The following is a 26,314-nucleotide window of genomic DNA, read 5'->3' on the forward strand; positions in this document are numbered from 1 at the left end:
CTGTAACGAGTCTTGCATCTTCTCCCCGTGGTGGCGCGCACACCTGATCGACAGGCTGGGGACGACACACCGGCACAAGGGGGAACCAGTCATGGGTCATGTCCGCAGCTTCGTCCCATGGATCGTCGTCGCCGCGCTGACCGGCACGGTCGACATCCGCTGGGCCGCACTCGCCGGCCTCGTCCTGGCCGTCGGCCTGGTGGCGGTCCAGCGCCGGGCGGGACGCGGCTGGGACGCTCAGGTGATCGAGTGCAGCGCCGTCGCGTTCTTCGCCGTCTACACCGCGGCCGCGTTCGCCGCGCCCGGCTCCACGGCCGTCACCCACTACGGCCCGGCGCTCTCCTCGCTGTGGCTCGCCGCCACCGCCTGGGGCTCGCTGGCGGTCGGCCGCCCCTTCACGCTCGGCATCGCGCGCACCCAGGTGCCCGAACACGTATGGGGCAGCCCGCTGTTCCTGCACATCAACCGTGTCATCACCACCGTCTGGGCCACCGCGTTCGCGCTCGGCGGCATCGGCGGCGCACTGCTGCGCCACTACCAGCCGGGCGACGGCACCGCGCGCACCCTGCTCACGGTCGCCTCGTTCGTCGTACCGATCATGTTCACGGTGCGCTATCCGGAGATCGCCCGCACCCGGCACGCGGCACCGCGCGCGGCGGCCGCCGAGTGACCGCTCCCGCCTTTCACCTGGTGGGCAACCACAGACCGGTCGACGCCGAGCACACCGCCCACGACCTGGCCGTCACCGGCGCTCCGCCGCCCGGGCTGACCGGCTGGTACGTCCGGAACGGCCCCAACCCGCGCACCTCGTCGGCCCACTGGTTCAACGGCGAGGGCATGCTGCACGCCGTCCGTCTGCAGGGCGGGCGCGCGGCCTGGTACCGCAACCGCTACGTGCGTACCGCGTCCTTCGACGACCCCGCCCGCAGCGTCTACCGGGCCGACGGCAGCCGCGACCTCACGGCCGGCCCCGCCAGCACCCATGTCGTCCGGCACGCCGGCCGGGTGTTCGCGCTCGTGGAGTCCTCGCTGCCCCACGAGATCTCCTGCACCGCGGACGGTCTCACCACGCTCGGCCCCTACGACTTCGGCGGGCGTCTGGCGAACTCCATGACCGCGCACCCGAAGATCTGTCCCGACACCGGTGAACTGCACGGGTGAGCGGGGTCTGGTGGGTGCAGCTGCAAGGCGTAGGAGGGAGTCGACGCGATGGGGGTCCCCCGCGCGAGCGCAGCCGGGCGTGGGGGAGTCGGCGAGTGACGACGACGCGGCCGGGGGTGTGCCCACGCCCTTGAGGCAGTGGGGGAGGGCGTGCCGGGCCCCGCGATTCCGGCCTGATCCGCCGGACAGGACCTGCTCCTCGGCAGGGCGCGGGAGAACCGCAGGCTGTGACCGGTGCCTTCGGACCGGCGCGCGTCCTCGGCGACGCGCTTGTCGCGGGGGTCGCTCCCGGCGATGACCGCCCGGGACAGGGGACCTCCGGGGCAACGGGAACAGCGACGACCGTTTGCGGTCTTCGCAAAACTTCTGGGCCGGCGCCGTCGGCCGATCCGAGCATGGGTCGGCAGACGAACCCGGACAGAAGGTGGGCCCGTGAGCACGACATCCCTGGCTGCTCCAGCCGTACTGAGTGCGCGTCGGCGGTGGACGGTACTGGCCGTCTGTGCGCTGAGCATGTTCCTGGTCGGCCTGGACACGACCATCGTCAACGTGGGCCTGCCGGTGATCGGACACGGGCTGGGCGTGGGCACCCGCGGTCTGGAGTGGGCCGTGGACGCGTACACCGTGGCCCTGGCCAGCCTCCTCGTCGCGTCCGGAGCACTCGCGGACCGTTTCGGACGGCGCCGGGTGTTCCGGTGCGGACTGGCCGTCTTCGGCCTTGCGTCACTTGTGTGCGCGGTCGCTCCGTCGCTCGGCGTGCTCGTCGTGGCACGGGTCGCCCAGGGTGTCGGGGCCTCGATGCTGAGCCCCGTGGCCCTGGCGATCGTGGTCAACGCGATGCCCGATCCGCGGGAGCGCGCCAGGGCGATCGGCATATGGGCGTCCGTGTTCGGGCTGAGCATGGCGGCCGGCCCGGTCACGGGCGGGGCGCTGATCGGGGTGTTCGGCTGGCGTTCGGTGTTCTGGATCAACGTGCCGGTCGTCGCGGCCGCCCTCGTCCTGGTCGCGGTGTTCGTACCGGAGTCCCGCGGGCAGCGCGCCCGGCGGCTCGACCTGCCCGGCCAGGCGCTCCTCACGTCGGCCCTGTGCGCCCTGGTCGGCGTCCTCATCGAAGGACCCCGCATCGGCTGGTCCTCGCCGCCCGCGCTGGCCGGCTGTGTGCTGGCCGTGGCCGCGGCGGCCGCCTTCGTCCGGGTCGAGCTGCACCGGCCCGAGCCCCTGATGGACCTCGGGCTCTTCCGCAGGCCACCCTTCGCCACGGCGGTGCTGGGCGCCGTGGCGGTGTTCGCCGCGCTGAACGTGTGCCTGCTGCTCAACACGTTCTACCTCCAGCACGCCCGCGGCTGGACGCCGCTGGCGGCGGGCCTGGCGACCCTGCCCATGGCCCTCGGGGCCACCGTGTGCGCGCCGTGGTCCGGCAACCTGGTGGGCCGCCTCGGCCCACGACGTCCGCTCCTCCTCGCGGGCGGATTCATCACCGCCGGCGGCCTGTGCCTGGTGGATCTCGGCCGGGACACGAGTGTCGTACTGCTCCTGCCGGCCTACCTGCTCATCGGCATCGGGTTCGGCTTCGCCAACGCCCCCCTCACCGACACCGCGGTCGGCGGCCTGCCGCCCTCCCGTGCCGGCGTGGCCGGGGCGATCACCTCCACGGCACGCCAGGTCGGTTCGGCGGTCGGCATCGCCCTCGCGGGAGGCCTGGTCAGCGGCGTGGACCCGGCCGGTCTCGCCCGTGCCTCCCGTCCCGGATGGCTGATCGTGGCGGCCTGCGGAGTGTTCCTCCTCCTCGTGGCGCGAGCCGCCCGGGCGACGGCCGCACCGGAACGGAAAACGGCAGCCCCTCCGGCATGACATCCAGGTGTTGCATGATCATGCAATCTCCTGCATACTCATCCTATGTCCAAGGTCCTCACCTCCCTCCCCGTCGGCGAGCGCGTCGGCATCGCCTTCTCGGGCGGACTCGACACCTCGGTCGCGGTCGCGTGGATGCGCGACAAGGGCGCTGTCCCGTGCACCTACACCGCCGACATCGGTCAGTACGACGAGCCGGACATCGCCTCGGTGCCCAGCCGCGCGAAGACCTACGGCGCCGAGGTCGCGCGCCTGGTCGACTGCCGCGCGGCGCTGGTCGAGGAGGGGCTGGCCGCGCTCACCTGCGGCGCGTTCCACATCCGCTCGGGCGGGCGCGCCTACTTCAACACCACGCCTCTCGGCCGTGCCGTCACGGGCACGCTCCTCGTCCGGGCGATGCTCGAGGACGACGTACAGATCTGGGGCGACGGCTCGACCTTCAAGGGCAACGACATCGAGCGGTTCTACCGCTACGGCCTGCTCGCCAATCCGCACCTGCGGATCTACAAGCCCTGGCTGGACGCGGACTTCGTGACCGAGCTCGGCGGCCGCAAGGAAATGTCGGAGTGGCTGCTCGCCCACGGCCTGCCCTACCGCGACAGCGCGGAGAAGGCGTACTCCACCGACGCCAACATCTGGGGTGCCACCCACGAGGCCAAGACCCTGGAGCACCTGGACAACGGCGTGGAGACCGTGGAGCCCATCATGGGCGTGCGGTTCTGGGACCCCGAGGTCGAGATCCTCCCCGAGGACGTGACGATCGGCTTCGACCAGGGCCGCCCGGTGACGATCAACGGCAAGGAGTTCGCCTCCCCGGTCGACCTGGTGATGGAGGCCAACGCCATCGGCGGCCGCCACGGTATGGGCATGTCGGACCAGATCGAGAACCGGATCATCGAGGCCAAGAGCCGCGGCATCTACGAGGCGCCCGGCATGGCCCTGCTGCACACGGCGTACGAGCGGCTGGTCAACGCGATCCACAACGAGGACACCCTCGCCCAGTACCACAACGAGGGACGGCGCCTCGGCCGGCTGATGTACGAAGGCCGCTGGCTGGACCCGCAGGCGCTGATGGTGCGCGAGTCGCTGCAGCGCTGGGTCGGCGCGGCCGTCACCGGCGAGGTGACGCTGCGGCTGCGGCGCGGTGAGGACTACTCGATCCTCGACACCACCGGCCCCGCATTCAGCTACCACCCGGACAAGCTCTCCATGGAGCGCACCGAGGACTCGGCGTTCGGTCCGTCGGACCGGATCGGCCAGCTCACGATGCGCAACCTCGACATCGCCGACTCGCGGGCCAAGCTGGAGCAGTACGCCGGGCTCGGCCTGATCGGCACCGCCAATCCCGCCATCGGTGCCGCCCAGGCGGCCGCGACCGGGCTGATCGGCAGCATGCCGGAGGGCGGCGCCGAGGCCATCGCCTCCCGCGGCGAGGTCTCCGAAGACGACGAGCTGCTGGACCGCGCGGCGATGGAACTCGGCACGGACTGACCGGCCCACCGAGCGAGCGGCTCGCCCCCGAGAGGGGCGCATCAGCCAGAAGGCCGGCCCGACGCCAACGGCGTCGGGCCGGCCTTGTCGCTCGTCGGCGGCGCGGAAACGGAAGCAGAAGCGGAAGCCGCGTCGGCCGGCCGGCTCCGGACGGCGTGGTCGACCGGTCGTGAACTGGCCCTCATGAGAGGCACCGGTGATGCCCGGGAGAAGATTCTCAGCGCCGCGCGGTCTCCGAACCTCGGTGTACTGCCGAGGCGTTCGGACGACGGCCGGCACATCGGCCACCACCAGGTCTCCCGCCTCGACCGGTTCCCCGCCGATCGACCGGTCCCGCGCCGACGGGGGTTCCCCAGCCCGGGTGAACCCCCCGGGACATCCGGGCCGCCGCGCCGAGCGCCGTCCCTGCGGACGGCATAGTGGCGAAGGCCCAGTACCGGAACCGCAGGAGGACTCGCATGCTCGGCACCGACTTCCGCGCCGGGTCGCCCGTCTGGATCGACCTCGGCAGCCCCGACACGGACGCGGCCGCCGCCTTCTACGGTGCCGTCTTCGGCTGGCAGTACCTGTCCCTCGGCCCCGAAGCGGGCGGGTACGGGTTCTTCCAGACGGACGGGAAGACCGTCGCAGCCCTGGGTCAGCTGACCGAGGAGGGCGCACAGTCGGCCTGGACGACGTACTTCCGCAGCGAGGACAGCCGGGCCACCGCCCGTGCGGTGGCCGCCGGCGGCGGCAGTGTGCGGGTGGAGCCCATGAGCATGGGCGAGGGCCGGTTGGCCCAGTTCACCGACGAGCAGGGCGCACAGTTCGCCGTCCTGGAAGCCGGGCCGGGCCTGGAGCGGACGTCCGAGGACAACGCACTGGTGTGGGTCGAACTGCACGTCCCCGACCCGGAGTCCGCGATCCGCTTCTACCGGGAGCTGTTCGGCTGGCGCTCCCAGGAGATGCAGGCGCCCGGCATGACGTACCGGGTGCTGAGCATCGAGGACGGCGACCAGGAGGAGGGGTCCTTCGGCGGCGTGGCCACGCTCCAGGCGGAGCAGGAGATGGCTCGCTGGGTACCGTACTTCGCCGTGGCAGATGCGGACGCCGTCGTCACGGCGGTGCGGGGGAACGGCGGGACGGTGCTCATGCCCGCCGCCGACGTGCCGGAGGTCGGGCGCATCGCCTGGCTGGCGGACCCGGCCCAGGCGGTGTTCGCCGTGCTGCAGCCGAATCCGCGCCAGAGCTGACCGCACCCGCGCCCGTCCCGGCGACATGGGCGGCTGGAGTGCGCCGCCGTCGGCCCACCGGATTCACCCCCTTCCTGACTCGGTTCAACACGCCCCACCGGCTGCGCACCGCTTCTTACAGGGCGGTGACGTACGCCCCGTCATGCCCCGTTCCGGGCCGGTCGCGGACCTAGCGTGGCCGTATGCGAGTACTGGTCACCGGCGGTGCCGGGTTCATCGGGTCCCATGTCGTCGACGCGCTGCGGGCGCGCGGGCACGAGCCGGTCGTGTACGACGTCCGCAGCGAGCCCGGCGCCGACGTGCGCAACCCGCAGGCCGTCGCCACGGCCCTGTCCGGCGTGGACGCGGTGTGCCACCAGGCGGCCATGGTGGGCCTCGGCAACGGGGTCGCGGACGCGGCCGAGTACGTCTCCCGCAACGACCTGGGCACCGCCGTCCTGCTCGCCGCGATGGCCGAGGCGGGCGTGGGGCGGCTGGTGCTGGCCGGGTCGATGGTGGTGTACGGGGAGGGCCGCTACGAGTGCCCGGCGCACGGCACGGTGCGTCCCGGCCCCCGCGCCGTGACCGATCTGACGGCGGGCCGTTTCGACCCGAACTGCCCTCACTGCGGGGCGGAGCTGGCCCCCGGCCTGGTCACCGAGGACGCCCCGGCCGACCCGCGCAACGTGTACGCCGCCACCAAGCTCGCCCAGGAGCACCTGTCCGCCGCCTGGGCCCGCGCGACCGACGGCACGGCGGTCTCCCTGCGCTACCACAACGTCTACGGCCCCCGGATGCCCCGCGACACCCCGTACGCCGGAGTCGCCTCGTTCTTCCGCTCGGCCCTCGAACACGGCGAGGCCCCGCGCGTGTTCGAGGACGGCCGGCAACGGCGGGACTTCGTGCATGTGCGGGACGTGGCCGCCGCCAACGTCATCGCGCTGGAGTCCGGGGCACGCCCCGGAACGCTCACGGCCTACAACACCGGCAGCGGCGAGCCGCACACGGTCGCCGACCTGGCCCGCGCCCTCTCCGCCGCGCACGGCGGCCCCGAACCGCTGATCACCGGCGAGTACCGCCTCGGCGACGTCCGGCACATCACGGCGGACTCGTCCCGCCTGCGGGCGGAGCTGGGCTGGAAGCCGGAGGTCGGCTTCGCGGAGGGGATGCGGGAGTTCGCGCGGGCCAGGTGAGCCCCGGGGCCGGGCCGCCTATCCCTCCGCCGTCGGAAGGGTGACCTCGAAGCGGCAGCCGCCCGGGATGTTCCGTACGGTCGCCCGGCCCCGATGCGCCTCCACGATCCCCCGTACGATCGCCAGCCCCAGCCCCGCACCCGCCGGCGGCGTCCGGGCGTCCGTGCCGCGCCAGCCGGTGTCGAAGACGCGGGGCAGGTCCTCCTCGGGGATGCCGCCGCAGCCGTCCGTCACCGTCAGCACCACCCCCTCGGGCGCCCGCTCGGCGGCGACGGCGACCGTGCCGTCGGCGGGGGTGCGGCGGATCGCGTTCACCAGCAGATTGGCCAGGACGCGGCTCATCTCCTTGCCGTCGACCTCCACCGGCACCGGCTCCACCCCGTCGCCCACCAGCCGTACGCCTTGCTCGCGGGCGAGCGGGCCGACTCCCGCGAGGGCGTCGCCGACCAGGTCGTACAGCGAGATCCGGGCGGGGCTCAGGGGCAGGGTGCCGGCGTGGATGCGGGAGAGTTCGAAGAGGTCGCCGACCATGTCGTTGAGGCGTTCCACCTCGGTGCGCATCTGCTTGAGGTAGCGGTCGGGGTCGGCGGCCACCCCGTCCTCCAGGGCTTCCGACATGGCGCGCAGCCCGGCGAGCGGGGTGCGCAGGTCGTGCGAGATCCAGGCGACGAGTTCCCGCCGGGAGGTCTCCAGCGCCCGCTCGCGCTCCCGGGACGCGGCGAGCTTGGCGCTGGTGACGGCCAGCTCGCGGCTGAGCGCGTCCAGTTCGGCGGTGGCAGGGGCGGCGGGGGCCGCGAAGGCACCGCCGTCGCCGAAGTGGCGGGCCGCGTCGGCGAGTGCGCGACTGCGGGCGACGACCCAGCGGCCCAGCAGCAGCGCGGTCGCCAGGGAGACCACGGCCGCCATGGCGACCACGGTGCTGACGACCCGCAGGTCGTGCGAGGACAGGAACATCGCCCGGGCCACGACCATGGTCCCGGCGAGCATCGCCACCACCCCGACAGCGGCCACCACCGCGAGCGAGGTGGTGAGGGAGCGCCGGCGGATCAGGCGCAGCACACCCGCTCCGGCGAGGCCGGTGGCGGCGGCACCGAGGAATGCGTAGAGGGCGATGAGGAGGGTGTCGCGCATGTCAGGCCGCCTCCTCGCCGCCGGCGTCGAAGCGGTAGCCGACGCCCCACACGGTCTGGATGAGACGCGGCCGCGCGGGGTCGTCCTCGACCTTGCCGCGCAGCCGGCGGACATGGACGGTGACGGTGGACAGGTCACCGAAGTCCCAGCCCCACACCTCCCGCATCAGCTCCTCCCGGCCGAACGCCCGTCCCGGATGCCGCAGGAAGAAGGCGAGCAGGTCGAACTCACGCACGGTGAGGGAGAGTTCGGTGCCGTTCTTGGTGGCCCGGCGGGCCACCGGGTCGACGCTCAGACCGGCCGCGCCGAGCGGGCCGCGCGGCACGGTGGGCCGGGCGCGGCGCAGCACCGACTCCACCCGCAGCACCAGCTCGCGCGGGCTGAACGGCTTGGTGACGTAGTCGTCGGCGCCGACCTCGAGACCGAGGATGCGGTCGTCCTCGTCGCCGCGCGCGGTGAGCATCACGACCGGCACCGGACCGTGCGCGCGCAGCCGCCGGCACACCTGCAGGCCGTCCATCCCGGGCAGCATCAGATCCAGCACCACCAGGTCCGGCCGGTGCGCGGCGGCCCGGGCGAGGGCGGCCGGGCCGTCGGCGGCACGGTCCACGGTGAATCCGGCGCGGTCCAGGTATCCCGCGACGACCTCGGCGACGGTCGGGTCGTCGTCCACGACGAGGATCCGGCCCCGGGCGCCCGACGGCTGCTCGGTGTCCGGTCCGGCCTGCGGGGATGCGTACGGCTGCTGCATGTCTTCCACCCTGGCACCGCGCCGTCGACAGGGCTCCGTCACGGCTGCGACGTCCGCGTTTCGTAAGGTGCCGAAGCCCGCTTTGTCATGGTTCGTGTTCGTAGGGTGAAGGCCGTGACCACCTCCCCTCCTCCTCCCGACGTGGATGTCGTGCTGCCCTGCCTGAACGAGGCCGAGGCGCTGCCCTGGGTCCTCGCCCGTGTCCCGGCCGGCTGGCGCGCCCTCGTCGTCGACAACGGCTCCACCGACGGTTCCGGCGACCTCGCCCGAGCGCTGGGCGCGACCGTCGTGCGCGAGGACCGGCGCGGCTTCGGCGCCGCCTGCCACGCCGGGCTGCTGGCCGCCACCGCCGACGTGGTGTGCTTCTGCGACTGCGACGCCTCCCTCGACCCCGCACACCTGGTCCGGTTCGTCCGCGAGATCCGCGCCGGCGAGGCCGACCTGGTGCTCGGCCGGCGCCGCCCGCAGACGCGGGGCGCCTGGCCGGCCCACGCCCGCGCCGGCAACCTGGCCCTGGCCCGCCTGCTGCGCCGCCGCACCGGGCTGCGCCTGCACGACCTCGGCCCCCTGCGCGCCGCCCGCCGCGCCCCGCTCCTCGCCCTCGGCCTGACCGACCGGCGCAGCGGCTACCCCCTGCAGATGGTGGTGCGCGCGGCCGACGCGGGCTGGCGCATCGCCGAGCACGACGTCCCGTACCTGCCCCGCACGGGCACCTCGAAGGTCACCGGCACCTGGCGCGGCACCTGGCAGGCGGTACGGGACATGAGCCACGTGCTGAACGAACCGCCGGCCACCGCGCAGACACCGCGAGCCCCCCACACCCCACCCCTCAGGAGGCCCCGATGACCACCCTCCTCGTCATCGCCAAGGAGCCCCGGCCCGGGCGGGTCAAGACGCGGCTCACTCCGCCCTTCTCCCCCGAGCAGGCCGCCTCGCTCGCCGAGGCGGCGCTGGCCGACACCCTGCGGGCGGTGGCCGCCGCACCGGCCGGGCGGCGGGTGCTCGTGCTGGACGGGCGGCCCGGTCCCTGGCTGCCGCCCGGATTCGACGTCGTACCGCAGTGCGCGGGCGGGCTGGACGCCCGGCTCGCCGACGCCTTCGCCCGCTGCTCCGGCCCGGCCCTGCTGATCGGCATGGACACCCCGCAGGTCACCCCCGACCTGCTCACCGTGGACTTCGCGGACTGCGACGCCTACTTCGGACCGGCCGAGGACGGCGGCTTCTGGGCGCTGGGCCTGGCCCGGCCCGAGCCCGCGCTGCTGCGGGGCGTGCCCATGTCCTCGCCGGTGACCGGGGCCGTCCAGCGGGAGCGGCTGGTCACCGCCGGGCTTCGGGTGCGGGACCTGCCCCGGCTGCGGGACGTCGACACCGCCGCCGACGCCCACGCCGTCGCCGCCCTCGCCCCGCACGGTGCCTTCGCCGCACGGCTGGCCGACTGCGCGGCCGCCCGATGAGCGCCACGACCGCCCCGCCCGCCTGGGCCGCCTCCGACCCGTACGCCGCCGCCCTGGCCACCGGCCGCGGCCCGCTGTATCTGCGGCGCGCCGACGGCTGGCTGCTCCCCCTGGAGGTGGAGCGCTGGTGTGCCCGCGCGGACGCGGTCGACCGGGCGGTGCTGGACCGCTGCGAGGGCGCCGTCCTGGACGTCGGCTGCGGCCCGGGCCGGCTGGTGGCGGAACTCGCCGCCCGGGGCCGTACCGTCCTCGGCGTCGACGTCAGCGAGGCCGCCGTGACCCGCACCATCACCGTCGGCGGCCAGGCGCTGCGCCGCTCGGTCTTCGACCCGCTGCCCGGCGAGGGCCGCTGGGGCACCGTCCTGCTCATGGACGGCAACATCGGCATCGGCGGCGACCCGTATGCCCTGCTGCACCGGATGGCCCAGCTCCTCGCCCCCGGCGGCCTGTTGATCGCCGAGACGGCTCCGCTGGACCTGGACGAACGCGCCGAGGTGCAGGTCGTCGACGTCGCCCACGGCCTGGCGAGGACGGGCGAACCGTTCCCGTGGGCACGGATCGGCACCCCCGCCCTGCTCCGGCTCGCGGACCGGTCCGGGTGGCGGGCGGCCGCTCAGTGGACGGCAGGCGACCGCCGTTTCGCCGCCCTGCGCACCCTCATCGCGAGCAGCAGCGCCGAGCCGCCGAAGAGGACGGCGGTGATCAGCAGCCAGCGCCCGAGATAGACGTCCGGGTTCAGGCCTGTCGCCATGCGGTAGCGCCGGTCCACCAGGCCGAGGATCAGCGGGAACCAGACGAGCAGCAGCAGCCCCGACAGCACGGCCGGCACCCGCACGTACGGGGTCCACGCCCGCCGCCCGCCCGCGTCGAGTCCGTGCACGACGGCCCGGTCCGCCACCGCGTACAGCGGCAGCAGCACCAGGTCGTGCAGCAGGGCGGCGCCCACGATCCACAGCGCGACGCCGGACCAGTCATCGGCCAGCAGCCGTACCCCGGCATACCCGGCGAGCGCGAACGAGCAGGCGAGCAGCAGCAGTTGGAACGGACTGCCGACCGGAAGGCGGCGCAGCATCAGAGGTCTCCGAAGGTCAGCCGGGCCACCCATTTGGTGTTGAGCACACCGGGCGCGGCGGGCACGATGATCCGCGCCGGGTAGCCGTGGTCGGGGGACAGGTCCTCGCCGTTGACGTGCAGGGCGAGCAGGGAGCGCGGGTCGGCCACCTGGTTGGCACGCAGGGCCGCGCGGCGGAAGGCGCCGTGCCGCTGCAGGGACTCCACGAACACGTCGGGCGGGTCGCCGTCGTACCCGACGAGCGCCGCGAGGTCGCGCAGCCGCACCCCGCGCCACCACTGGTCGGCGGTGGACCAGCCCTCCACACAGGCGATCGGCAGCGACGAGCTGTACTGGGGCATCTGCAGCAGCCGGGCGCGGCTGAGGCGGACGGTTCCGGTGCGCCCGGTGACGACGAGCCGCCACGCCTCCTCACCGGTCTCCGCCGGGTCGATCCCGGCGTACGCGGCCGTCTTGTTGATCTGGAAGCCGTTCGGGCCGCCGCGCGGGTCGGCCCCGCCGTGCGGCGCGAGCAGGGCGGTACGCCGGAAGGGTCCGCCCAGACTCTGTCCCACCGTGGTCAGGAACAGCAGCAGCGAGCCGCCGCCGACCAGCCACAGCGCACCGCGGCGCGAGAAGGTGGGCGGGTCGGGGTCCGGGGAGACCAAGGAGTCCGGGGAGTCAGGAGACACCGGGGAGTCAGCGGACTCCTGTGCGGGTGAGGCGTCCTCCCGCAGCCGGCCCCGTACGGTCCGCAGCGCGGCCGGTGTCTTCAGCACCGCGTGCGCCACGAACGCGGCGAAGAACACCCACGCCCCGTAGAAGTGCAGCGGGTAGAAGGAGCCGGGGAAGACGTAGTCCAGCTGGACGTTGAGCACCCCGGTGGTGAACTCGAACAGCCCGCCGCCGACCAGCAGCAGCAACGAGATCCGCTCCAGCGCGTGCGCGACGGAGCGGGCCGGCGGCAACGTGAACAGCCTCGGCACCACCGACCACAGCTTGGCCAGCAGGACCGGGATCAGCGTGATGCCGAGAGTGACGTGGACGCCCTGGGTGAACCGGTACAGCCACACCGGGCCGGTCGGCCACGCGAACAGGTAGAAGCCGAGGATGCCCTTGTCCGGGGTGGTGTCGTTCACCCGGGACAGGTCCGGGTTGTAGGCCGCGTACGACAGCAGGCCGGTCACGAACAGCACGGTGATGCCGGCGAGCAGCACGAGGCCGAGCACCGAGGTGAACCAGGGGCCGCGCAGGGGGCTGCGCCAGAAGCCTGGGGAGGTGGGAAGCCGGGGGTGGTCGCGCATGTCCCGACCGTAGGCCGCCGGACGCCCATGAAAGGGTGCGCGACCCATGACGAAACGCTGACGTCCGGCCCGGACGGCGGCCTGTGCGGGTCACGTCGGCCTACCGTGCCGACGTGACCCGCTCCCTCCGCCGTGATCTGTACGCCGCCGGGGCCGCCGCCCTGCTCGTGACGGTGGCCGTACTCGTCGGCCGGCACATCCAGTTCACCCGCCACACCCTCTTCGTGCACTGGCCGCCGGTGTTCGCCGAATGGGACCCGCACGTCGGCCCCGGCACCCCGGCCGCCGTCCTCCTCGCGGTGGCCACCGTGGCCTACGGTCCGGCCCTGGCCGCCCGTCTGCCCTGGCGCGCCCTGCTCGCGGCCTCGTGGGCGACCGCGACGGCCTGGATCCTCTCCCTGGCCCTGGTCGACGGCTGGCACCAGGGCATCGCGGTCCGCCTCACGACCCGCGAGGAGTACCTCCGCGTCATCGGCCGCTTCCACGACATCCCGGCCACCCTGCGCGACTTCACCCACCACATCGTCAGCGGGACCCCCTCCCCCTGGCCGGCCCATGTCGCCGGCCATCCGCCGGGGGCCACCCTCACCTTCGTCCTCCTCGACCGGATCGGGCTGCGCGGCGGCGGCTGGGCCGGGACGTGGTGTGTCGTCGTCGGCGCGACGGCGTGCCTCGCGGTCCTGGTCGCGGTGCGGGCCCTGGCGGACGAGGGCCTGGCCCGCCGCGCGGCCCCCTTCCTGGTCCTCACCCCCGCGGCCGTCTGGCTCGGCACCTCCGCCGACGCCTACTTCGCGGCGGTCGCCGCCTGGTCGGTGGCCCTGCTCGCGCTCGCGGTCACCAGGCGTTCCCTGCCCTGGGCGGCGGCCTCCGGACTGCTCCTCGGCCTGACCTGCTACCTCTCGTACGGCCTCACGCTCATCGGCCTCGTCGCGGCGGCGGTCCTGCTGCTGGGCCGCGACGGCGTCCGCGAACGCCCGGCGCTCCTGGCGGCCCTCCTCGCCGGACTGGTCGTCGTACCCCTGGTGTTCACGCTCGCCGGGTTCAACTGGTGGACGGCGTACCACCTGCTGGTGACCCGCTACTACCAGGGTGTCGGCGGCACCCGTCCCTACGGCTACTGGGTGTGGGCCAACCTGGCCTGTGCGGCCCTGATCACGGGCCCGGCGACGGCGGCGGGGCTGCGCCGCACCGCGACCACCCTCACCCGCCGTACCGACCCGGCCCCCGTCCGCCTGGCCCTCCTCGTCGCCACCGCCCTGCTGGCCCTGCTGATCGCCGACCTGTCCGGGATGAGCAAGGCCGAGACCGAGCGCATCTGGCTGCCGTTCGCGATGTGGCTGCTCCCGGCCTGTGCATACCTGCCGAACCCACGGGCCTGGCTCACCGCCCAGGCGGTCCTCGCCCTGCTCCTCAACCACCTGCTGCTGACCGGCTGGTGACTGGAAAGTACTTGCATTGTTGGAAAGTACTGTCCATGCTGACTCCTGACGGGGCGGCACGACCAACCGCCCTTCCCACACCGGAGGCACACACATGGACAGCACGGGGGCACCCATGGACGCACGGCGGGCGAACGAAGCGCTCACCGCTGCGCTCACCGCCCAGGCCGCGGCACGCGCGGCGAGCGACCGGCGGACCAGGCCCCGCGGTTACGCCGTCGGCCAGGCCCTGAGTTTCGCGGCCGGCTTCACGGCGCTGGGCCTCGCCGACAGGCAACCACGCTGGGAGGCATGGCTGCTGACCGTCGCTCTGCTCAGCCTGGCCGCGTTCTTGGCCCTGGTCTGGATCGGCGCGCACCACGGCGGAGTGACACGCTGGTTCGACCGGCGCCAGGAGCCCGGCCGGCCCGCCTGGCGGATCTGGCTGCTCCCCTTCGCCGCCATCGCGGTGAGCCTGGCGGCCGCGATCCCGTACGGCATGGCGGGCTGGCTGGTGGCGTTCGGCCTCGCAGGCGGCCTGGAGCATCTGCTGCGGGCCACGGGGGCGGGTACGGCATGACCGGCGCGCCCCGGCCCCCCGCCCTGGACCGCGAACTCCACCACCCCACCCGGCTGGCCCTCACCGCCTACCTCTCGGCGTGCGGGGAGGCGGAGTTCGCCGTTCTGCGGGACTACTGCCAGGTGTCCGACTCGACGCTGAGCAAGACGCTCTCCGCCCTGGAGAAGACTGCTTACGTCAGCATCCGCAAGGGCTACCTCGGCAAGCGCCCCCGCACCTGGGCCGCCCTGACCCTCACCGGCCGACGGGCCCTGACGGCCCATCTGGCGGCACTTGAGGGGATCGCGTCGGCGGCCCGCAGGGCGGGCGCGGAGAGCGGGAGCGACTAGTCACTCACTCCTCGTCCTCATCGACGGTCTTCACGGGCCGGCTGCGGCCGGGCTCGGGCAGCTCGGCCATCTCGGAGCGCACGAGCAGGACGTCGCCGATGAACAGGTCGTAGACCAGGACCCCGACCACGCCGCCGACCAGCGGCCCGACGATCGGGATCCACCAATAGCCGCTGTACGCGCCGGACACGCTGCCCGGGAGGGCCAGGCTCTTCCATCCCGCCAGCCAGGTGAACAGCCGCGGCCCGAAGTCACGGGCCGGGTTGATGGCGTACCCCGCGTTGGCGCCGTAGGACATGCCGATGGCGGCGACCGCGAATCCGACCATCAGCGGGCCCAGGTTGGCCTTCACCGCCTGGTTGCGCAGGTCGACGATGGCGACGACGAACATGACCAGGAAGGCGGTGCCGACGATCTGGTCGATCAGCGGCCCCCAGATGCCGCCGTGGAAGTACGCGGCCGGGAACGTGGCGAAGATGGAGAACGTGGCATTCGTGTGCCCGTTCACCTTCGGTCCCGGCGCGGCCTGGTCATAGGCGTGGATGGCGTCGTGGTAGACGAGGTAGACCAGCGCCGCTCCCGCGAACGCGCCGACCACCTGCGAGAACACGTACGGCAGGACCTTCGCCCAGGAGAACCCGCGGCGCACGGCCATCGCCACGGTCACCGCCGGATTCAGGTGGGCGCCGCTGACGCCGCCTGCCACGTAGATGCCGAAGACGACGGCGAGACCCCAGCCCCAGGTGATCAGCAGCCAGTCGCCGGCCGCCAGGAAGATCGTCGTGGGGGTGGCGGCACGGCCGGAGCCGGGCAGCGCCGCGACCGCCATCGCGACCACGCCCGCGCCGAAGGAGATGAGGACGAGGGTCCCCAGGAACTCCGCCAGGCATTCGCCCAGCAGACCGCCCCGGCTCCGCAGCCGGGACGGCTTGATGAGCGGAGGTATTTCGACAGCCATTGAGGCCCCCTTGAAGAGAGCAATGCGGCCAACATCACCATATTGGCCCACAAATGCTCTTCACGCAGGGCGACCCGATCTCCGGGGTGCTCGGTCAGCTGTCCAGGTCGTCGGCGTAGTGCCGGAAGCCGTGCCGGTCCCGGTGCATGCCCCACAGGGTGTCCGCGAGCACGGCGGGATCCTTCCGCACGTGCCCGGGCGTGATGGCTCCCGGAATCACCAGCTGGGCGACATGGATCCCCTCGCCCGCGAGCCGGTCGTGCAGCAGATGCCCGTAGGCACTCTCCGCGGCGAACGCGATGGACGTCCCCGCCCGCTCGGGATGGGGCACGGCGGCGGTCCCTCCGTTGACGAGCAGGATGGTCCCCCGCCCCCGGGCCCGCATGCCCGGCAGTACCTGCTGCACCGCCGCGACCGGCCCGTACACCGAGAACTCGATCGGCCCGAGCAGATCCCGGTGGCGGGTCTCCAGCACGGGCCGCATGAAGTCCCGGTGCGGAACGGGGCTGTACTGCAACACCTCGACCGTCGTGAAGACACCGGCCGCGGCCTGGAGCGCCGCCACCAGCTCCTCCGGCCTGCGCACATCGGCGGGGAACCCACGCGCGGTGACGCCGCCGTCGGCGAGTTCGCCCACGAGGTCCTCCAGGCGGTTCCGGTCCCGGGCGACGAGGGCGACGTCGTACCCCTCCCGCCCGAACCGGCGTGCGACAGCGGCCCCCAGCCCGGGACCGGCACCGACGATGGCAATGCAGCTCATGAGGGAATCCTTGCCCCTGCGGGCGAGCATCACCACTCACGCACGGCGCCGGTCCGCACTCCGACGCGGCGCCGCGGTGTCAGCCCGCCGTACCGACGGCGAGGGGCTGCGCCCCCTGGCCCTGCCGGATCCGCTCCGCCTGCACGGCGGTGACGGCCCGCACGGCGAACGCACCGGCCACGGCAGCCCCGATGACGACGGCGTCGGACACGAGCAGCGGCCACACCTCGCTGTACGCACGGGCGATGATCTTGTCGGTGGAGTCCTTGTAGAGGATCCCGACCCCGCTGAGCATGCCGACCAGCCAGAGCCCCCACCACACATTGACGGAGACGGGCAGCTTGCGACCCGGAGCGGTGGTCCGGAAGGCATCGACGACGATCCCCCGCGGGAACCACAGGTTGACCACGGGCACGATCCACCCGAGAAAGACCCAGATCCCGGCGTACTTCGGCGCCTGCCCCGACAGCGCACGCGCGTTGTCCCGCATCCGCCCGAGCCAGGCGAGGAAGAGAAGCGCGCACAGGAAGGTGAGGCCGCCCCCGACGGAGGTGACGAGGTGGTACGAGTCCTCCAGCCCGTTGAGCGGCCGGTGCACCCCCTCGCCCTGGTCCGGCGGCCCCGAGGCAGGCTCCCCCGCCACGGCCAGCCGCACCTCCCACACGGCCCGCACGACCCACGCGAGCCCCGCGATCAGGAGTGCTCCGGCGGCCAGTTGCCCGGACAACAGGACGGGCCGCAGGGCGAGACGCGGTGGGGCGACGGGCTGGGCTGTCTCTTCGTTCACCGGCCCATCCTCACCCATGAGGGGCACCGGTCGCCAGGGCCGGTCAGGCCCTGACCGTGAGGCGGAGCCGGCCGCCCCACGTGGTCGGGTCGGTGGTGTCCTTCGTGCTGTGTACGTACTCCGAGCGCACCCGGAAGCGCTGGTCGACCGACCGATATCGCCGTCGTCGGACAGACGTGTCCGAGGCGCGTGGAGCTCCTGGAGAGACAGTGAACGCGCAAGGCGGACAATAGGTCCCGTACATGACAAGGTTGTGGCTCGCCACCGGCTTCTTCGTTGACGCCCGGACGGGCCGGGCGCAAGGCTGGGGCGACACCGACGCGGATTCACGGGGGAAGACGCCGATGAGGAAAATCCTCAACACTGCGCACGTATACATGATCATCGGGGTGGTCAGCGGCCTGTACTACCGGGAGCTGACCAAGGCCGAGGACTTCGAGGGCGACACCCAACTCGCCGTGGTGCACACCCATGTACTGGCACTGGGCATGCTGTTCTTCCTGGTGGTCCTGGCGCTGGAGAAGCAGTTCACCCTGACCGGCCACCGTTTGTTCGGCTGGTTCTTCTGGATCTACAACGCCGGCCTGGCGGTGACCGTGGGCATGATGACCCTGCACGGAACCCTGACAGTCCTCGGCCGGTCCGGTGGAGGAGCGATCGCGGGGATCGCCGGTCTGGGCCATGTCCTGCTGACGGCGGGCCTGGTCCTTCTCTTCGTCACGGTGGGCAAGTGCCTGCCGGCCGCGGCTCGACCGGCAGACACCGAGGTCAGCCGGTCGAAGGCCGCAGCCCCTTCAGCTTCTCCGGGTTCACCTGAAGGCGCAGGTTCTTGATGCCGTCCGCCGCCAGGTCGTAGGTCAGGGCGGCCACCGGCACCTCGGCCAGAGTGAAGAGAATGCCCGACTCGCCGTTGATGTCGGCCAGTCGGAAGGTGATGCCGGCCGACTGGGGCTTGGCCAGGACGCCGAGGATCCACCGTGCCACATGGTCCTGGCCGTACAGGGGGCGGCGGGCCGCGGTGACCTTGCCGCCGCCGTCGGACCAGCAGGTGACGTCCGGGGCGAGGAGTTCCATCACCGCGTTCAGGTCGCCGCCCGCGCACGCCTCGATGAACTGGGCGGTGATCCGGGCCCGCCGGTCCGGGTCCGTGTCGTAGCGGGGGCGGCGCGACCGGACGTGGTTGCGGGCGCGGTGGGCGATCTGGCGGACGGTGGGTTCCGGGCGGTCCAGGATGCCGGCGATCTCCGCGTGGGAGTAGCCGAAGACCTCGCGCAGGACGAACACCGCCCGCTCCACCGGGGTCAGCGTCTCCAGGATCACCAGCATGGCCGTCGACACACTGTCCGCCAGTTCCGTTTCCTCGGAGACATCGGGGGAGGTGAGCAGGGGCTCGGGCAGCCAGGGCCCCACGTACTGCTCGCGGGTCGCCCGGGCCGAGGTCAGCCGGGTCAGCGAGAGGTTCGTGACGGTGCGGACCAGGTAGGCGCGGGGGTTGCGGACTCCCGAGCGGTCCGCCGCGTTCCAGTTGAGCCAGGCGTCCTGGAGGACGTCCTCCGCGTCCGCCACGCTGCCCAGCATCCGGTACGCCGTCGCGAACAGCAGCCGCCTGTTGTCGAGGTACGGGTCCGGGTCCGGGACGGGCTCCCGTGCGGGCTCCGGCTCCGGGTCCGGAGCAGAGGTCCGGTCGCGCTTTCCCTCCATGCTCTCCATACTCTCCGTGCTCCCCGACTCTCCGTACTCTTCGCGCTCTCCGTACCCCCCGCGGGGTCAACCCGTCAGGGCCGCTGCGCTCATGTCCGGGGCGGCTGCGGCCCCCGTCCTCGCACGCCCTGCCCTCGACACCGCCGCCATCACGTTCATGCGCCTGCTCAGCCGGTAGAACGGCAGCGGGCTCCCGCTCACCAGTTCCTTGTACCGCACCGCCGCCCGGCCCTTCAGGTACACCCGCCGCGGGGTGTCGTCCGCGTGCGTGAACTGGATGACCGCGTCCCGCCGGCCGAGGCTCACCGGCTGGTGGACGTAGCCGAAGCGGAAGGGGCGGACCGGGCGGCCGCGCAGCAGGCGGGCGATCGCGTCCGCCGTGTACGCCGCCGTCGGCATCCCGCTCTGGCAGGTGCCGTGCAGCCTGCCCCAGGGCATGTGGACCGCCGCCGCGTCCCCGATCGCGTGGATCTCGGGGTGGGAGACCGAGCGCAGGGTCTCGTCCACGAGCAGCAGGCCCCGCTCGTCCACCGCCAGGCCCGCGCGCGCCGCCAGCGGCGACACCCGGACGCCCGCCGTCCACACGCACACCGCCGACTCGGGCGCCTCGCCCGTCGCCAGCTCCACCGCGTCGGGCAGCACCCTGGTCACCCGGGCGCCGGTGCGGACCGTGACACCGAGCCGGGACAGGGCGCCGCGCAGATACGACCGTGCCCGCTCGCCCATCATCGCGCCCGGTTCCTCCGCACAGAGCAGGGTCACCGAGAGCCCGGGGTACGACTCCGCGATCTCCGTCGCCGCCTCGACGCCGGTCAGGCCGCCGCCGCAGACCGTCACGGTGCCGCCCGCGTCCGCCGCCTCGGCCAGCCTCACCGACAGCCGGCCCGCCGGGCCGTGGCCGTCCAGGGTGTACGCGTGCTCCTCGGCTCCGGGCACCCCGCTGGTGTCGGCCCGGCTCCCGAGGGCGTAGATGAGGGTGTCGTACGGCAGTACAGCCGAATGCCCGCCGCCCTCCCCGCCCTCGCCGCTCTCGCCGCTCTGACCGCTCTGACCGCTCTCGGCCACCGTCACCGTGCGTGTCCGCGGGTCCAGGGCCGTCGCGCGTCCCCGGACGAAGGCGACGCCCGTGCCCGCCAGCAGGTCGGGGATGTGGTGCACGGCGAGGCCCTGGCCCGTCGCGGCCTGGTGCATGCGCAGACGTTCGGTGAAGCGGACGGTGGGGTTGACCAGGGTCACCCGGACTCCGGTGCGTCGGGTGCGGTGGGCCAGGCGGATCGCGGCCAGCATGCCGGTGTAGCCGCCGCCCAGGACCACGACCCGGTGTCCGTCGCCCGTCCCTCGTCCGGCCTTCGGCTGCTTCGGCATGTCCACTCCCGGGGTCGGGTCACCGGGTCTCGTCGTCCGTGGTCCGGTTCTGCCGGTGACGACCATGGGACAGACAGGGCTGTTCGAACGTGACAGACAGCCAATGTGAACCACGTCACATATCGCGGGTGGGAGGGGTCAGGCGGCGCTGCCGTCCGGCTGGTACGTGGCGAGCACCCAGATCACGAAGAAGTCGATGCCGATGATGACGAGCGCCCAGATCGGCGCGTACGGCAGGAAGAGGAACTGGGCGATCATGCTCAGGGAAGCGAGGCAGATGCCCACCGTCCGCGCCCACTCGACCTTGTTGAGGATGCCCACGCCGGTGAAGATGCCCAAGACGCCCAGGATGAGGAGAATCCAGCCCCAGCCGGTGAGGTTGATCTTGTAGACGTAGGAGTCGATGCGGGAGTAGACGTCGTCGGCCGCGAGCGCCGAGATGCCCTGGAGCACGGCGAGGACGCCTTCCACCAGGAGCAGCACCCCCGCGAAGAAGACCCCTCCCTCGACCCATCCGGGGTTCGGCGTCCGGGCCCGTTGGGTGTGCTGCGTCATGGCCGTACCTCCGCCGTCGTGACCCCGAGTCGGTCGTAGTACGACGATCCGGCCCACTCGGCCGGCCGACCACGGGGGGTGCTCCGTACGGGTGAGCCGGCCGGCGGAGGCGGGACGGCTCAGGCCATCCAGAAGAAGACCGCCGTCATCCGCTTCTCCTCCAGCGTCCGGCCGAAGTAGCCGGTCGCGCTGTGCACGAGGTTGGCGTTGTAGAGGAGCAGGCGGTTGTACTTGTGCGGGACGCGGACGTCCTCCTCGAAGGCGTCGGGGCTGACGAAGCGGGTGCCGAGGGCCTCGACGAGGTTGTTGTGCGGGGCCTGGACGACGTTGCCGCCGAGCCGGCCGCCGGACAGGGACTGACGGAAGAAGCTGGTGCCGCAGTCCTTGGGCACGTGCGGGTTCAGGTACAGCACGGCCGCGTACCGGCACAGCGCACGGGAGTCCGTGTGCGGGCGCGGCGCGCTCTCGCCCTCGCCGACCACCTGCACACAGTTGTGATTCAGGGTGCCACCGCCGGGCGTCTGCTGCACCCACAGCTCCTTGGCCCCGGTCGACTTCTTCACCAGCCGCTCGATACGGCCGAGTTCACCGGGTTCCAGGCCGGGCATCGCACGCAGTCCGGGCCAGGTCTCCGAGGTGTGGGGGTAACCCTTGACCCAGTCGTCCTTGGCCAGACACCGCTCCCGTACGGCCTCGACGTCCGGCAGGACGTCGTCGAGCACCCAGTAGTCGCGGCCCTTGGTGGGCTTGCGGTAGGGCAGGACGGGCAGGCCTGCGGGCGTTCTGGGGGGTGGCTGTGGGGGCATGCGGCGAATCTAGGGCTGCGTTTCCTCTGCCTTCTCCCGGAGAAAGGTCAACTCTCCGGCGGAAGGGTCAACCTTTGACCAACAACGGTCCACGCGACGGCCGGTGGAGCCGTCGCGGGACGCCGGGAGCCGGCCGGCGCGAGCCCCGGTAGAAATTCTTTACTCGAAACCACCGATACGAATCGTCTCCGCATCCGTACTGCTGTGCGTCCGAACCGCCTGCGGGCGGGATCCATGGCCGGGCAGGAGGCACGGTGCGCTTTTCGCGGAACGCGACGGGAACTCTCTTCGTGGGCGGTGCAATGGCCCTGACCCTCGGCGCGCTCGTCTACCCGAGCATGCTCGGTCTGAGCACCGTCTCCAGCTCACCCACACAGATCATCGCCCAGACACAGTGGGGGCCGCTCACCGAAGGCGACCGGGACTTCGTCGTCAAGGTGCGCGCGGCCGGCCTGTGGGAGTACCCGCTCGGTCAGATCGGGCTGCAGAAGGGGACCACGAAGGGGGTGCTCGAGGCCAGCAAGCACCTGGTCGACGGGCACGCCGCGCTGGACGCCAGCTGCCGCAAGATCGCGCCCATGCTGAACGTCACCCTGCCCAATGTGGCAAGCCCCCAGCAGGAGGGCTTCGTCACTCAGCTGAAGGCGGAGAGCGGCAAGCAGTTCGACACCGACTTCGCCAACATCCTGCGGATGACCCACGGCTCGATCTTCAACACGATCGCGAAGATCCGCTCCACCACCAAGAACTCACTGGTGCGCGCCCTCGCCGACCAGGCCAACGACACCGTGCTCGACCACATCACGGTGATGGAGAAGACGGGTCTGGTCGACTTCGACCAGACCATCTTCCAGCAGACCACCCCGCCGAAGCTGCCCTCCTCCGACATGACTCCGCCGCCGCCGATCGCGGGCCAGCCGGAAGTGGTCCTCACTCCGCCGCCGAACGCCACTTCCACGCCTCTGGACCTCAGCCGCCTGAGCGGCGGCGGAGGCGGCTCCGGGAACACCGCGCCCAGCCCGAGCCCCAGCCCGACGGTGGGCTAGGTCCGGGACGTAGGGGGCCGCGCCGCCGGTCCCCCGTTCCGGCCCGACCCGTCGGGCCTGTCTGTCCTAGGCCCGCTCCACGGTCTCCAGGTACAGCTTCACGAAGCGGTCCACGTCCACCTCCAACGCCACGTCCACCAGGGCCTGTTCGCGGGCACCCTCGTGGATCTCGGACTCGCCGGGGCGGGGGCGGCGGTCGACGATCGTCTGACCGCGGGTCGGGCCCGGGGCGAGGGAGACCTCGACCGGGAGGAGGCGGGTGGCGATGCCTGCCGGGTCGGCGACCGCGCACACCGCGCCGGCGTCGCCGATGCCGCCGGCCTCCTCGGCCTCCGGGGCGCCGCCCTGCGCGGTGGGCCGGTGGGCGAGCAGCTCACCGGCCAGCCGGGTGCCGGGATCGGTGCTCGCGCGCAGCCGGTGGACATCGGTGCCGGGTACCACGACCTGCATGAACACATCGAGGCCGTACATCGTGATCGGCACTCCGGCGGTGAGCAGGACCGCCGCGGCCTCCGGGTCGTGCCAGACGTTGAACTCCGCGACGGGTGTCGCGTTCCCGACCTCCACGGCGCCGCCCATGAACACGATCCGCTCGATGTTCCGCGTCACCTCCGGGTGGGTGCGCAGGAGGAGCGCGATGTTGGTGAGCGGTGCGGTCGGGATCAGGGTGACCGGGCGCGGGGAGGCCAGGATCTCTCGGTGCAGGAGGGTCACGGCATCCACGTCGGCGGGAGTGCGGCCGGGCGCGGGCAGACCGAGGTCGCCCATGCCGTCCGTGCCGTGCACATGCTGGGCCGAGCGGGCCGGCTCGATCAGCGGGCGCGCGGCGCCCCGCGCCACCGGGATGTCGGGGGCGCCCGCCTGCTCCAGCACGGTCAGGGTGTTGCGGACCACCCCGTCGACGTCCGTGTTCCCGGCCACGCAGGTCACCGCCCTGAGGTCCAGGCCCGGGTGGCGTACGGCGAACAGCAGGGCCAGGGCGTCGTCGACGCCGGTGTCGCAGTCGATGATCACGGGGATGGGCTGACCGGTCACAGCGGACTCCTTCCGTCGTACCGACCCTAGATCAGGACCAGAGCACGGTGCCGCGTGCGGCCACCCGGTCGGTGATGCGTCGCAGCAGCTCGGGCACCGGGAGCGGACCGGGTCGCCGGCCGTCCCGCAGGCGCAGGGCCGCGAGACCGGCCTCGGCCTCCCGCTCGCCGATCACCGCCTGGTACGGGACCAGCCGGGCCGCCCGGATGCGGGCGCCCAGGGTGCCCTGTCCGGGGCCGGCGAGTTCGGCGCGCAGGCCCTGTGCGACCGCCTCCCGGACCACCGCCGCCGCCCGCTCGGCCTGTTCCTCGGCGACCGGCAGCACGGCCAGCTGCACGGGGGCCAGCCAGGCCGGGAAGGCCCCGTCGTGCGCCTCGACGAGATGGGCCACGGCCCGCTCCACGCTGCCGATGACGCTGCGGTGCACCATCACCGGCCGGTGCTTCGCGCCGTCGGCACCGATGTAGTGCAGGTCGAAGCGGGCGGGCTGGTGGAAGTCGATCTGCACGGTGGACAGGGTGGACTCGCGGCCGGCCGGGTCCGCGATCTGCACGTCGATCTTGGGCCCGTAGAAGGCGGCCTCGCCCTCCGCCTCCTCGTACTCGACGCCGCCGGCGGCGAGGACCTCCTTCAGCAGCGCGGTGGCCCGGCGCCACAGCGCGGGGTCGGCGACGTACTTGCCGCTCTCGCCGGGCAGTGAGAGGCGGTGGCGTACGGCCTCGATGCCGAGGTCGGCGTAGGCGCGGGCGATCAGCTCCAGGGCGGCGCGGGCCTCGTCGACGGCCTGGTCGAGGGTGCAGAAGATGTGGGCGTCGTTGAGCTGGATGGCGCGCACGCGGGTCAGACCGCCGAGGACGCCGGACAGTTCGGCGCGGTACATGGTGCCCAGCTCGGCGATGCGCAGGGGCAGTTCGCGGTAGCTGTGGGAGCGGGAGCGGTAGATCAGGGCGTGGTGGGGGCAGAGGCTGGGGCGCAGCACGACCTCCTCCGACTCCTTGGCGCCCAGTCTCATCGGCGGGTACATGTCGTCGCTGTAGTGGTCCCAGTGCCCGGAGATCTCGTACAGCTCGCGCTTGCCGAGCGCGGGCGAGTACACGTGCCGGTAGCCGGCGGCGCGTTCCGCCTCCCGGATGTACTCCTCCAGGGTGTGCCGTACGACGGCCCCGTCCGGGAGCCAGTAGGGCAGGCCCGCGCCCATCAGCGGGTCGGTGTCGAACAGGTCGAGTTCACGGCCGAGGCGGCGGTGGTCGGGCATCCGGTCGTTCATGGGGGTCTCCTCGCTGCGGGAGGCGGACACCGCGGGACACGCCGAAGCCCCGGGGCGTTCGCCCCGGGGCTTCGGACTGGGTCAGGTGTCAGCGCGCCGGGACGGTCTCCGGCGTCGTCGTGCTCTGCGGGCACTGCTGGGCGCGCTGCATACGGCGACCGTAACAGCGCTGCCGCGGGCGAGGCCACGGGTTTTCCCCGCCCTCACCCGGACGGCCCGGAGCGCTGGTGGGCGGGTCCGGCCGATGGTGCCGTGAGAGCAGGCACCCCCACCGGCCCGCCCAGGAGGCATCCCCGATGACCGCTGCGATACGCCCTCGCGCCCTCCCGCTCGCCGCTCTCTGCGCCGGCCTCCTCGCCCTCACCGGCTGCGCGGCCCTCGGCCTGGAGCGCCCGCCGAGCGCGCACCAGCCCCTCCCGACCGTCGACGGGTCCTCCGCCGCACCGAAGGCGTCGGCCCAGGGCGACGGATCCGTGCTGACCGACGCTCAGGCCCGGGCCGCACTCATCACGGAGACCGACCTCGGCGCGCCCTGGTCCGTGACGCGCGGGGCGGCCACCTGGCGGGACGCCCTGCTGAAGGCGAGCACCGCGGCCGGGGAGTGCCAGCGTCTGCTCGACGCCCTCTACGCCGACGAACTCCTCGGCGCGCCCGCCCGCGTCGCCGTCGGCCTCGACGACGCCGACACCGACGCCCAGCTCCGCTACCAGATCGGTGCCCGCCGCCCGGCGGACGTCGACGCCGCGCTGGCGTGGCTGCGGACGATGCCGGTCCAGTGCGCCCGGTTCACGGCCGCCACGGAAAGTGGCCTGATCGAGGACGTCCAGGTCAGCGAGGCCCCGCTGCCGGAGGTCGGGGATGTGCGCGCGGGCCTGCACGTCACCGTCGCCACCATGACGTCCGACGGGGAGGAGGTCGTCCTGACGATGGACGTGGCCGCCGTGCGCGTCGGCGAGGACGCCTTCACCCTCACCAACGCCGGTCTGGGCGACGTGCCCAACGACGCGACGCAGGCGGCCGTCCAGATCGGCGCGCTGCGCCTGGCGGATGTGCGCAAGCAGGGCCGGGCCCAGGTCTGAGGCCTACGGCTTCTTACAGGGTTCGGCGTC

The 26,314-nt window shown here is 72.9% G+C and carries 28 protein-coding genes; 15 read left to right on the forward strand and 13 right to left on the reverse strand.

What is annotated here, in order from left to right; translation table 11 throughout:
• Nucleotides 1-91 precede the first annotated feature (91 nt).
• The 6 genes from ACIRU3_RS11090 (at nt 92) to ACIRU3_RS11115 (ending at nt 6,907) form a co-directional block, all read left to right on the forward strand.
• Complete coding sequence (locus tag ACIRU3_RS11090; protein WP_404054600.1) at nt 92-670, forward strand: hypothetical protein; 579 nt, start codon at nt 92-94, stop codon at nt 668-670.
• Nucleotides 671-690: 20 nt separating this feature from the next.
• Entirely contained in the window at nt 691-1,161 is a 471-nt protein-coding gene (locus ACIRU3_RS11095; RefSeq protein WP_404054602.1) for a carotenoid oxygenase family protein, read from the forward strand.
• Nucleotides 1,162-1,593: 432 nt separating this feature from the next.
• Complete coding sequence (locus ACIRU3_RS11100) at nt 1,594-3,012, forward strand: MFS transporter (protein ID WP_404054605.1); 1,419 nt, start codon at nt 1,594-1,596, stop codon at nt 3,010-3,012.
• Nucleotides 3,013-3,057: 45 nt separating this feature from the next.
• Complete coding sequence (gene argG / locus ACIRU3_RS11105) at nt 3,058-4,503, forward strand: argininosuccinate synthase (RefSeq protein WP_404054607.1); 1,446 nt, start codon at nt 3,058-3,060, stop codon at nt 4,501-4,503.
• 458 nt (nt 4,504-4,961) lie between these two features.
• The gene (locus ACIRU3_RS11110) at nt 4,962-5,735 is read left to right on the forward strand and encodes a VOC family protein (RefSeq protein WP_404054610.1); all 774 of its coding nucleotides are present in this window, start codon (nt 4,962-4,964) and stop codon (nt 5,733-5,735) included.
• A 182-nt stretch (nt 5,736-5,917) separates the two neighbouring features.
• Entirely contained in the window at nt 5,918-6,907 is a 990-nt protein-coding gene (locus ACIRU3_RS11115) for an NAD-dependent epimerase/dehydratase family protein (protein WP_404054612.1), read from the forward strand.
• 18 nt (nt 6,908-6,925) lie between these two features.
• Here the strand turns inward: ACIRU3_RS11115 and ACIRU3_RS11120 are convergent, their stop codons facing one another.
• Nucleotides 6,926-8,038 carry a sensor histidine kinase gene (locus ACIRU3_RS11120; RefSeq protein ID WP_404054615.1) on the reverse strand — a complete coding sequence of 371 codons (1,113 nt, stop codon included), beginning with the start codon at nt 8,036-8,038 and terminating at the stop codon, nt 6,926-6,928.
• A 1-nt stretch (nt 8,039) separates the two neighbouring features.
• On the reverse strand, nt 8,040-8,789 hold the full coding sequence (locus ACIRU3_RS11125; RefSeq protein ID WP_404054618.1) for a response regulator transcription factor: 750 nt from the start codon (nt 8,787-8,789) through the stop codon (nt 8,040-8,042).
• A 105-nt stretch (nt 8,790-8,894) separates the two neighbouring features.
• Between ACIRU3_RS11125 and ACIRU3_RS11130 the strand changes: the two genes are divergently transcribed.
• Genes ACIRU3_RS11130 through ACIRU3_RS11140 form a run of 3 tightly spaced genes read left to right on the forward strand, consistent with a single transcriptional unit; the run spans nt 8,895 to nt 10,968 of the window.
• Nucleotides 8,895-9,635, forward strand: a complete 741-nt coding sequence (locus ACIRU3_RS11130; protein ID WP_404054621.1) for a glycosyltransferase family 2 protein — start codon at nt 8,895-8,897, stop codon at nt 9,633-9,635.
• A complete protein-coding gene (locus tag ACIRU3_RS11135) occupies nt 9,632-10,243 on the forward strand; it encodes a DUF2064 domain-containing protein (protein ID WP_404054623.1) in 612 nt (203 codons plus the stop codon). Before ACIRU3_RS11130 ends, ACIRU3_RS11135 begins: the two co-directional genes overlap by 4 nt.
• On the forward strand, nt 10,240-10,968 hold the full coding sequence (locus ACIRU3_RS11140) for a class I SAM-dependent methyltransferase (RefSeq protein ID WP_404054625.1): 729 nt from the start codon (nt 10,240-10,242) through the stop codon (nt 10,966-10,968). The genes ACIRU3_RS11135 and ACIRU3_RS11140 overlap by 4 nt, the downstream gene beginning before the upstream one ends.
• Here the strand turns inward: ACIRU3_RS11140 and ACIRU3_RS11145 are convergent.
• Together ACIRU3_RS11145 and ACIRU3_RS11150 are read right to left on the reverse strand one after the other, a co-directional pair.
• Nucleotides 10,857-11,315 carry a hypothetical protein gene (locus tag ACIRU3_RS11145; RefSeq protein ID WP_404054628.1) on the reverse strand — a complete coding sequence of 153 codons (459 nt, stop codon included), beginning with the start codon at nt 11,313-11,315 and terminating at the stop codon, nt 10,857-10,859. The genes ACIRU3_RS11140 and ACIRU3_RS11145 overlap by 112 nt on opposite strands.
• Nucleotides 11,315-12,598 carry a molybdopterin-dependent oxidoreductase gene (locus ACIRU3_RS11150; RefSeq protein WP_404054630.1) on the reverse strand — a complete coding sequence of 428 codons (1,284 nt, stop codon included), beginning with the start codon at nt 12,596-12,598 and terminating at the stop codon, nt 11,315-11,317. The genes ACIRU3_RS11145 and ACIRU3_RS11150 overlap by 1 nt, the downstream gene beginning before the upstream one ends.
• Before the next feature lie 113 nt (nt 12,599-12,711).
• Between ACIRU3_RS11150 and ACIRU3_RS11155 the strand changes: the two genes are divergently transcribed.
• From ACIRU3_RS11155 to ACIRU3_RS11165, 3 genes are all read left to right on the forward strand, one after another.
• Entirely contained in the window at nt 12,712-14,037 is a 1,326-nt protein-coding gene (locus ACIRU3_RS11155; RefSeq protein ID WP_404054633.1) for a hypothetical protein, read from the forward strand.
• A 94-nt stretch (nt 14,038-14,131) separates the two neighbouring features.
• A complete protein-coding gene (locus tag ACIRU3_RS11160) occupies nt 14,132-14,596 on the forward strand; it encodes a hypothetical protein (protein ID WP_404054635.1) in 465 nt (154 codons plus the stop codon).
• On the forward strand, nt 14,593-14,925 hold the full coding sequence (locus tag ACIRU3_RS11165; protein WP_404054637.1) for a transcriptional regulator: 333 nt from the start codon (nt 14,593-14,595) through the stop codon (nt 14,923-14,925). The genes ACIRU3_RS11160 and ACIRU3_RS11165 overlap by 4 nt, the downstream gene beginning before the upstream one ends.
• Nucleotides 14,926-14,929: 4 nt before the next feature.
• Here ACIRU3_RS11165 and ACIRU3_RS11170 read toward each other — a convergent pair whose 3' ends face one another.
• From ACIRU3_RS11170 to ACIRU3_RS11180, 3 genes are all read right to left on the reverse strand, one after another.
• Entirely contained in the window at nt 14,930-15,883 is a 954-nt protein-coding gene (locus ACIRU3_RS11170) for an MIP/aquaporin family protein (protein WP_404054639.1), read from the reverse strand.
• 94 nt (nt 15,884-15,977) lie between these two features.
• Nucleotides 15,978-16,643, reverse strand: coding sequence for an SDR family NAD(P)-dependent oxidoreductase (locus ACIRU3_RS11175; protein WP_404054642.1), 666 nt, complete (start codon nt 16,641-16,643; stop codon nt 15,978-15,980).
• A gap of 79 nt (nt 16,644-16,722) precedes the next feature.
• The gene (locus ACIRU3_RS11180; RefSeq protein ID WP_404054644.1) at nt 16,723-17,430 is read right to left on the reverse strand and encodes a DUF4328 domain-containing protein; all 708 of its coding nucleotides are present in this window, start codon (nt 17,428-17,430) and stop codon (nt 16,723-16,725) included.
• A 344-nt stretch (nt 17,431-17,774) separates the two neighbouring features.
• Between ACIRU3_RS11180 and ACIRU3_RS11185 the strand changes: the two genes are divergently transcribed.
• Nucleotides 17,775-18,263: a DUF2871 domain-containing protein gene (locus tag ACIRU3_RS11185; protein ID WP_404054647.1), complete on the forward strand. Its 489-nt coding sequence runs from the start codon at nt 17,775-17,777 to the stop codon at nt 18,261-18,263.
• On the opposite strand, the gene ACIRU3_RS11190 is transcribed toward ACIRU3_RS11185, so the two are convergent.
• The 4 genes from ACIRU3_RS11190 to ACIRU3_RS11205 all read right to left on the reverse strand — a co-directional run bounded on the left by ACIRU3_RS11190 (nt 18,199) and on the right by ACIRU3_RS11205 (nt 21,857).
• Nucleotides 18,199-19,131 (reverse strand): RNA polymerase sigma-70 factor, encoded by a 933-nt coding sequence (locus tag ACIRU3_RS11190; protein WP_404054650.1) that lies wholly within the window; start codon nt 19,129-19,131, stop codon nt 18,199-18,201. The two genes, ACIRU3_RS11185 and ACIRU3_RS11190, sit on opposite strands and share 65 nt — an antisense overlap.
• Before the next feature lie 66 nt (nt 19,132-19,197).
• The gene (locus ACIRU3_RS11195; RefSeq protein ID WP_404054653.1) at nt 19,198-20,496 is read right to left on the reverse strand and encodes an NAD(P)/FAD-dependent oxidoreductase; all 1,299 of its coding nucleotides are present in this window, start codon (nt 20,494-20,496) and stop codon (nt 19,198-19,200) included.
• A gap of 138 nt (nt 20,497-20,634) precedes the next feature.
• Nucleotides 20,635-21,051 carry a hypothetical protein gene (locus ACIRU3_RS11200; RefSeq protein ID WP_404054656.1) on the reverse strand — a complete coding sequence of 139 codons (417 nt, stop codon included), beginning with the start codon at nt 21,049-21,051 and terminating at the stop codon, nt 20,635-20,637.
• A gap of 119 nt (nt 21,052-21,170) precedes the next feature.
• The gene (locus ACIRU3_RS11205) at nt 21,171-21,857 is read right to left on the reverse strand and encodes a DUF6445 family protein (RefSeq protein WP_404054658.1); all 687 of its coding nucleotides are present in this window, start codon (nt 21,855-21,857) and stop codon (nt 21,171-21,173) included.
• A gap of 290 nt (nt 21,858-22,147) precedes the next feature.
• Between ACIRU3_RS11205 and ACIRU3_RS11210 the strand changes: the two genes are divergently transcribed.
• Nucleotides 22,148-22,903, forward strand: coding sequence for a DUF4142 domain-containing protein (locus ACIRU3_RS11210; protein WP_404055483.1), 756 nt, complete (start codon nt 22,148-22,150; stop codon nt 22,901-22,903).
• 66 nt (nt 22,904-22,969) lie between these two features.
• Here the strand turns inward: ACIRU3_RS11210 and ACIRU3_RS11215 are convergent, their stop codons facing one another.
• Nucleotides 22,970-23,938 (reverse strand): nucleoside hydrolase, encoded by a 969-nt coding sequence (locus ACIRU3_RS11215; protein ID WP_404054660.1) that lies wholly within the window; start codon nt 23,936-23,938, stop codon nt 22,970-22,972.
• A gap of 31 nt (nt 23,939-23,969) precedes the next feature.
• Nucleotides 23,970-25,193, reverse strand: a complete 1,224-nt coding sequence (thrS, locus tag ACIRU3_RS11220) for a threonine--tRNA ligase (protein WP_404055485.1) — start codon at nt 25,191-25,193, stop codon at nt 23,970-23,972.
• A gap of 308 nt (nt 25,194-25,501) precedes the next feature.
• Between thrS and ACIRU3_RS11225 the strand changes: the two genes are divergently transcribed.
• Nucleotides 25,502-26,284 carry a hypothetical protein gene (locus ACIRU3_RS11225; RefSeq protein WP_404054662.1) on the forward strand — a complete coding sequence of 261 codons (783 nt, stop codon included), beginning with the start codon at nt 25,502-25,504 and terminating at the stop codon, nt 26,282-26,284.
• Nucleotides 26,285-26,314: the final 30 nt, after the last annotated feature.

This window comes from Streptomyces sp. NPDC101151, from assembly GCF_044768335.1.
Taxonomy (GTDB): Bacteria; Actinomycetota; Actinomycetes; order Streptomycetales; family Streptomycetaceae; genus Streptomyces.

Excerpts from the sequence above, each read along its gene's own strand:
- ACIRU3_RS11140 (WP_404054625.1), top strand. The coding sequence starts at position 10,240 with ATGAGCGCCACGACCGCCCCGCCCGCCTGGGCCGCCTCCGACCCGTAC.
- ACIRU3_RS11110 (WP_404054610.1), top strand. The coding sequence starts at position 4,962 with ATGCTCGGCACCGACTTCCGCGCCGGGTCGCCCGTCTGGATCGACCTC.
- ACIRU3_RS11125 (WP_404054618.1), bottom strand. The coding sequence starts at position 8,789 with ATGCAGCAGCCGTACGCATCCCCGCAGGCCGGACCGGACACCGAGCAG.
- ACIRU3_RS11185 (WP_404054647.1), top strand. The coding sequence starts at position 17,775 with ATGAGGAAAATCCTCAACACTGCGCACGTATACATGATCATCGGGGTG.
- argG (WP_404054607.1), top strand. The coding sequence starts at position 3,058 with ATGTCCAAGGTCCTCACCTCCCTCCCCGTCGGCGAGCGCGTCGGCATC.
- ACIRU3_RS11200 (WP_404054656.1), bottom strand. The coding sequence starts at position 21,051 with ATGACGCAGCACACCCAACGGGCCCGGACGCCGAACCCCGGATGGGTC.
- ACIRU3_RS11160 (WP_404054635.1), top strand. The coding sequence starts at position 14,132 with ATGGACAGCACGGGGGCACCCATGGACGCACGGCGGGCGAACGAAGCG.
- ACIRU3_RS11175 (WP_404054642.1), bottom strand. The coding sequence starts at position 16,643 with ATGAGCTGCATTGCCATCGTCGGTGCCGGTCCCGGGCTGGGGGCCGCT.
- ACIRU3_RS11090 (WP_404054600.1), top strand. The coding sequence starts at position 92 with ATGGGTCATGTCCGCAGCTTCGTCCCATGGATCGTCGTCGCCGCGCTG.
- ACIRU3_RS11120 (WP_404054615.1), bottom strand. The coding sequence starts at position 8,038 with ATGCGCGACACCCTCCTCATCGCCCTCTACGCATTCCTCGGTGCCGCC.
- ACIRU3_RS11150 (WP_404054630.1), bottom strand. The coding sequence starts at position 12,598 with ATGCGCGACCACCCCCGGCTTCCCACCTCCCCAGGCTTCTGGCGCAGC.
- ACIRU3_RS11170 (WP_404054639.1), bottom strand. The coding sequence starts at position 15,883 with ATGGCTGTCGAAATACCTCCGCTCATCAAGCCGTCCCGGCTGCGGAGC.
- ACIRU3_RS11135 (WP_404054623.1), top strand. The coding sequence starts at position 9,632 with ATGACCACCCTCCTCGTCATCGCCAAGGAGCCCCGGCCCGGGCGGGTC.
- thrS (WP_404055485.1), bottom strand. The coding sequence starts at position 25,193 with ATGCCCGACCACCGCCGCCTCGGCCGTGAACTCGACCTGTTCGACACC.
- ACIRU3_RS11225 (WP_404054662.1), top strand. The coding sequence starts at position 25,502 with ATGACCGCTGCGATACGCCCTCGCGCCCTCCCGCTCGCCGCTCTCTGC.
- ACIRU3_RS11115 (WP_404054612.1), top strand. The coding sequence starts at position 5,918 with ATGCGAGTACTGGTCACCGGCGGTGCCGGGTTCATCGGGTCCCATGTC.
- ACIRU3_RS11195 (WP_404054653.1), bottom strand. The coding sequence starts at position 20,496 with ATGCCGAAGCAGCCGAAGGCCGGACGAGGGACGGGCGACGGACACCGG.
- ACIRU3_RS11190 (WP_404054650.1), bottom strand. The coding sequence starts at position 19,131 with ATGGAGGGAAAGCGCGACCGGACCTCTGCTCCGGACCCGGAGCCGGAG.
- ACIRU3_RS11145 (WP_404054628.1), bottom strand. The coding sequence starts at position 11,315 with ATGCTGCGCCGCCTTCCGGTCGGCAGTCCGTTCCAACTGCTGCTGCTC.
- ACIRU3_RS11165 (WP_404054637.1), top strand. The coding sequence starts at position 14,593 with ATGACCGGCGCGCCCCGGCCCCCCGCCCTGGACCGCGAACTCCACCAC.
- ACIRU3_RS11205 (WP_404054658.1), bottom strand. The coding sequence starts at position 21,857 with ATGCCCCCACAGCCACCCCCCAGAACGCCCGCAGGCCTGCCCGTCCTG.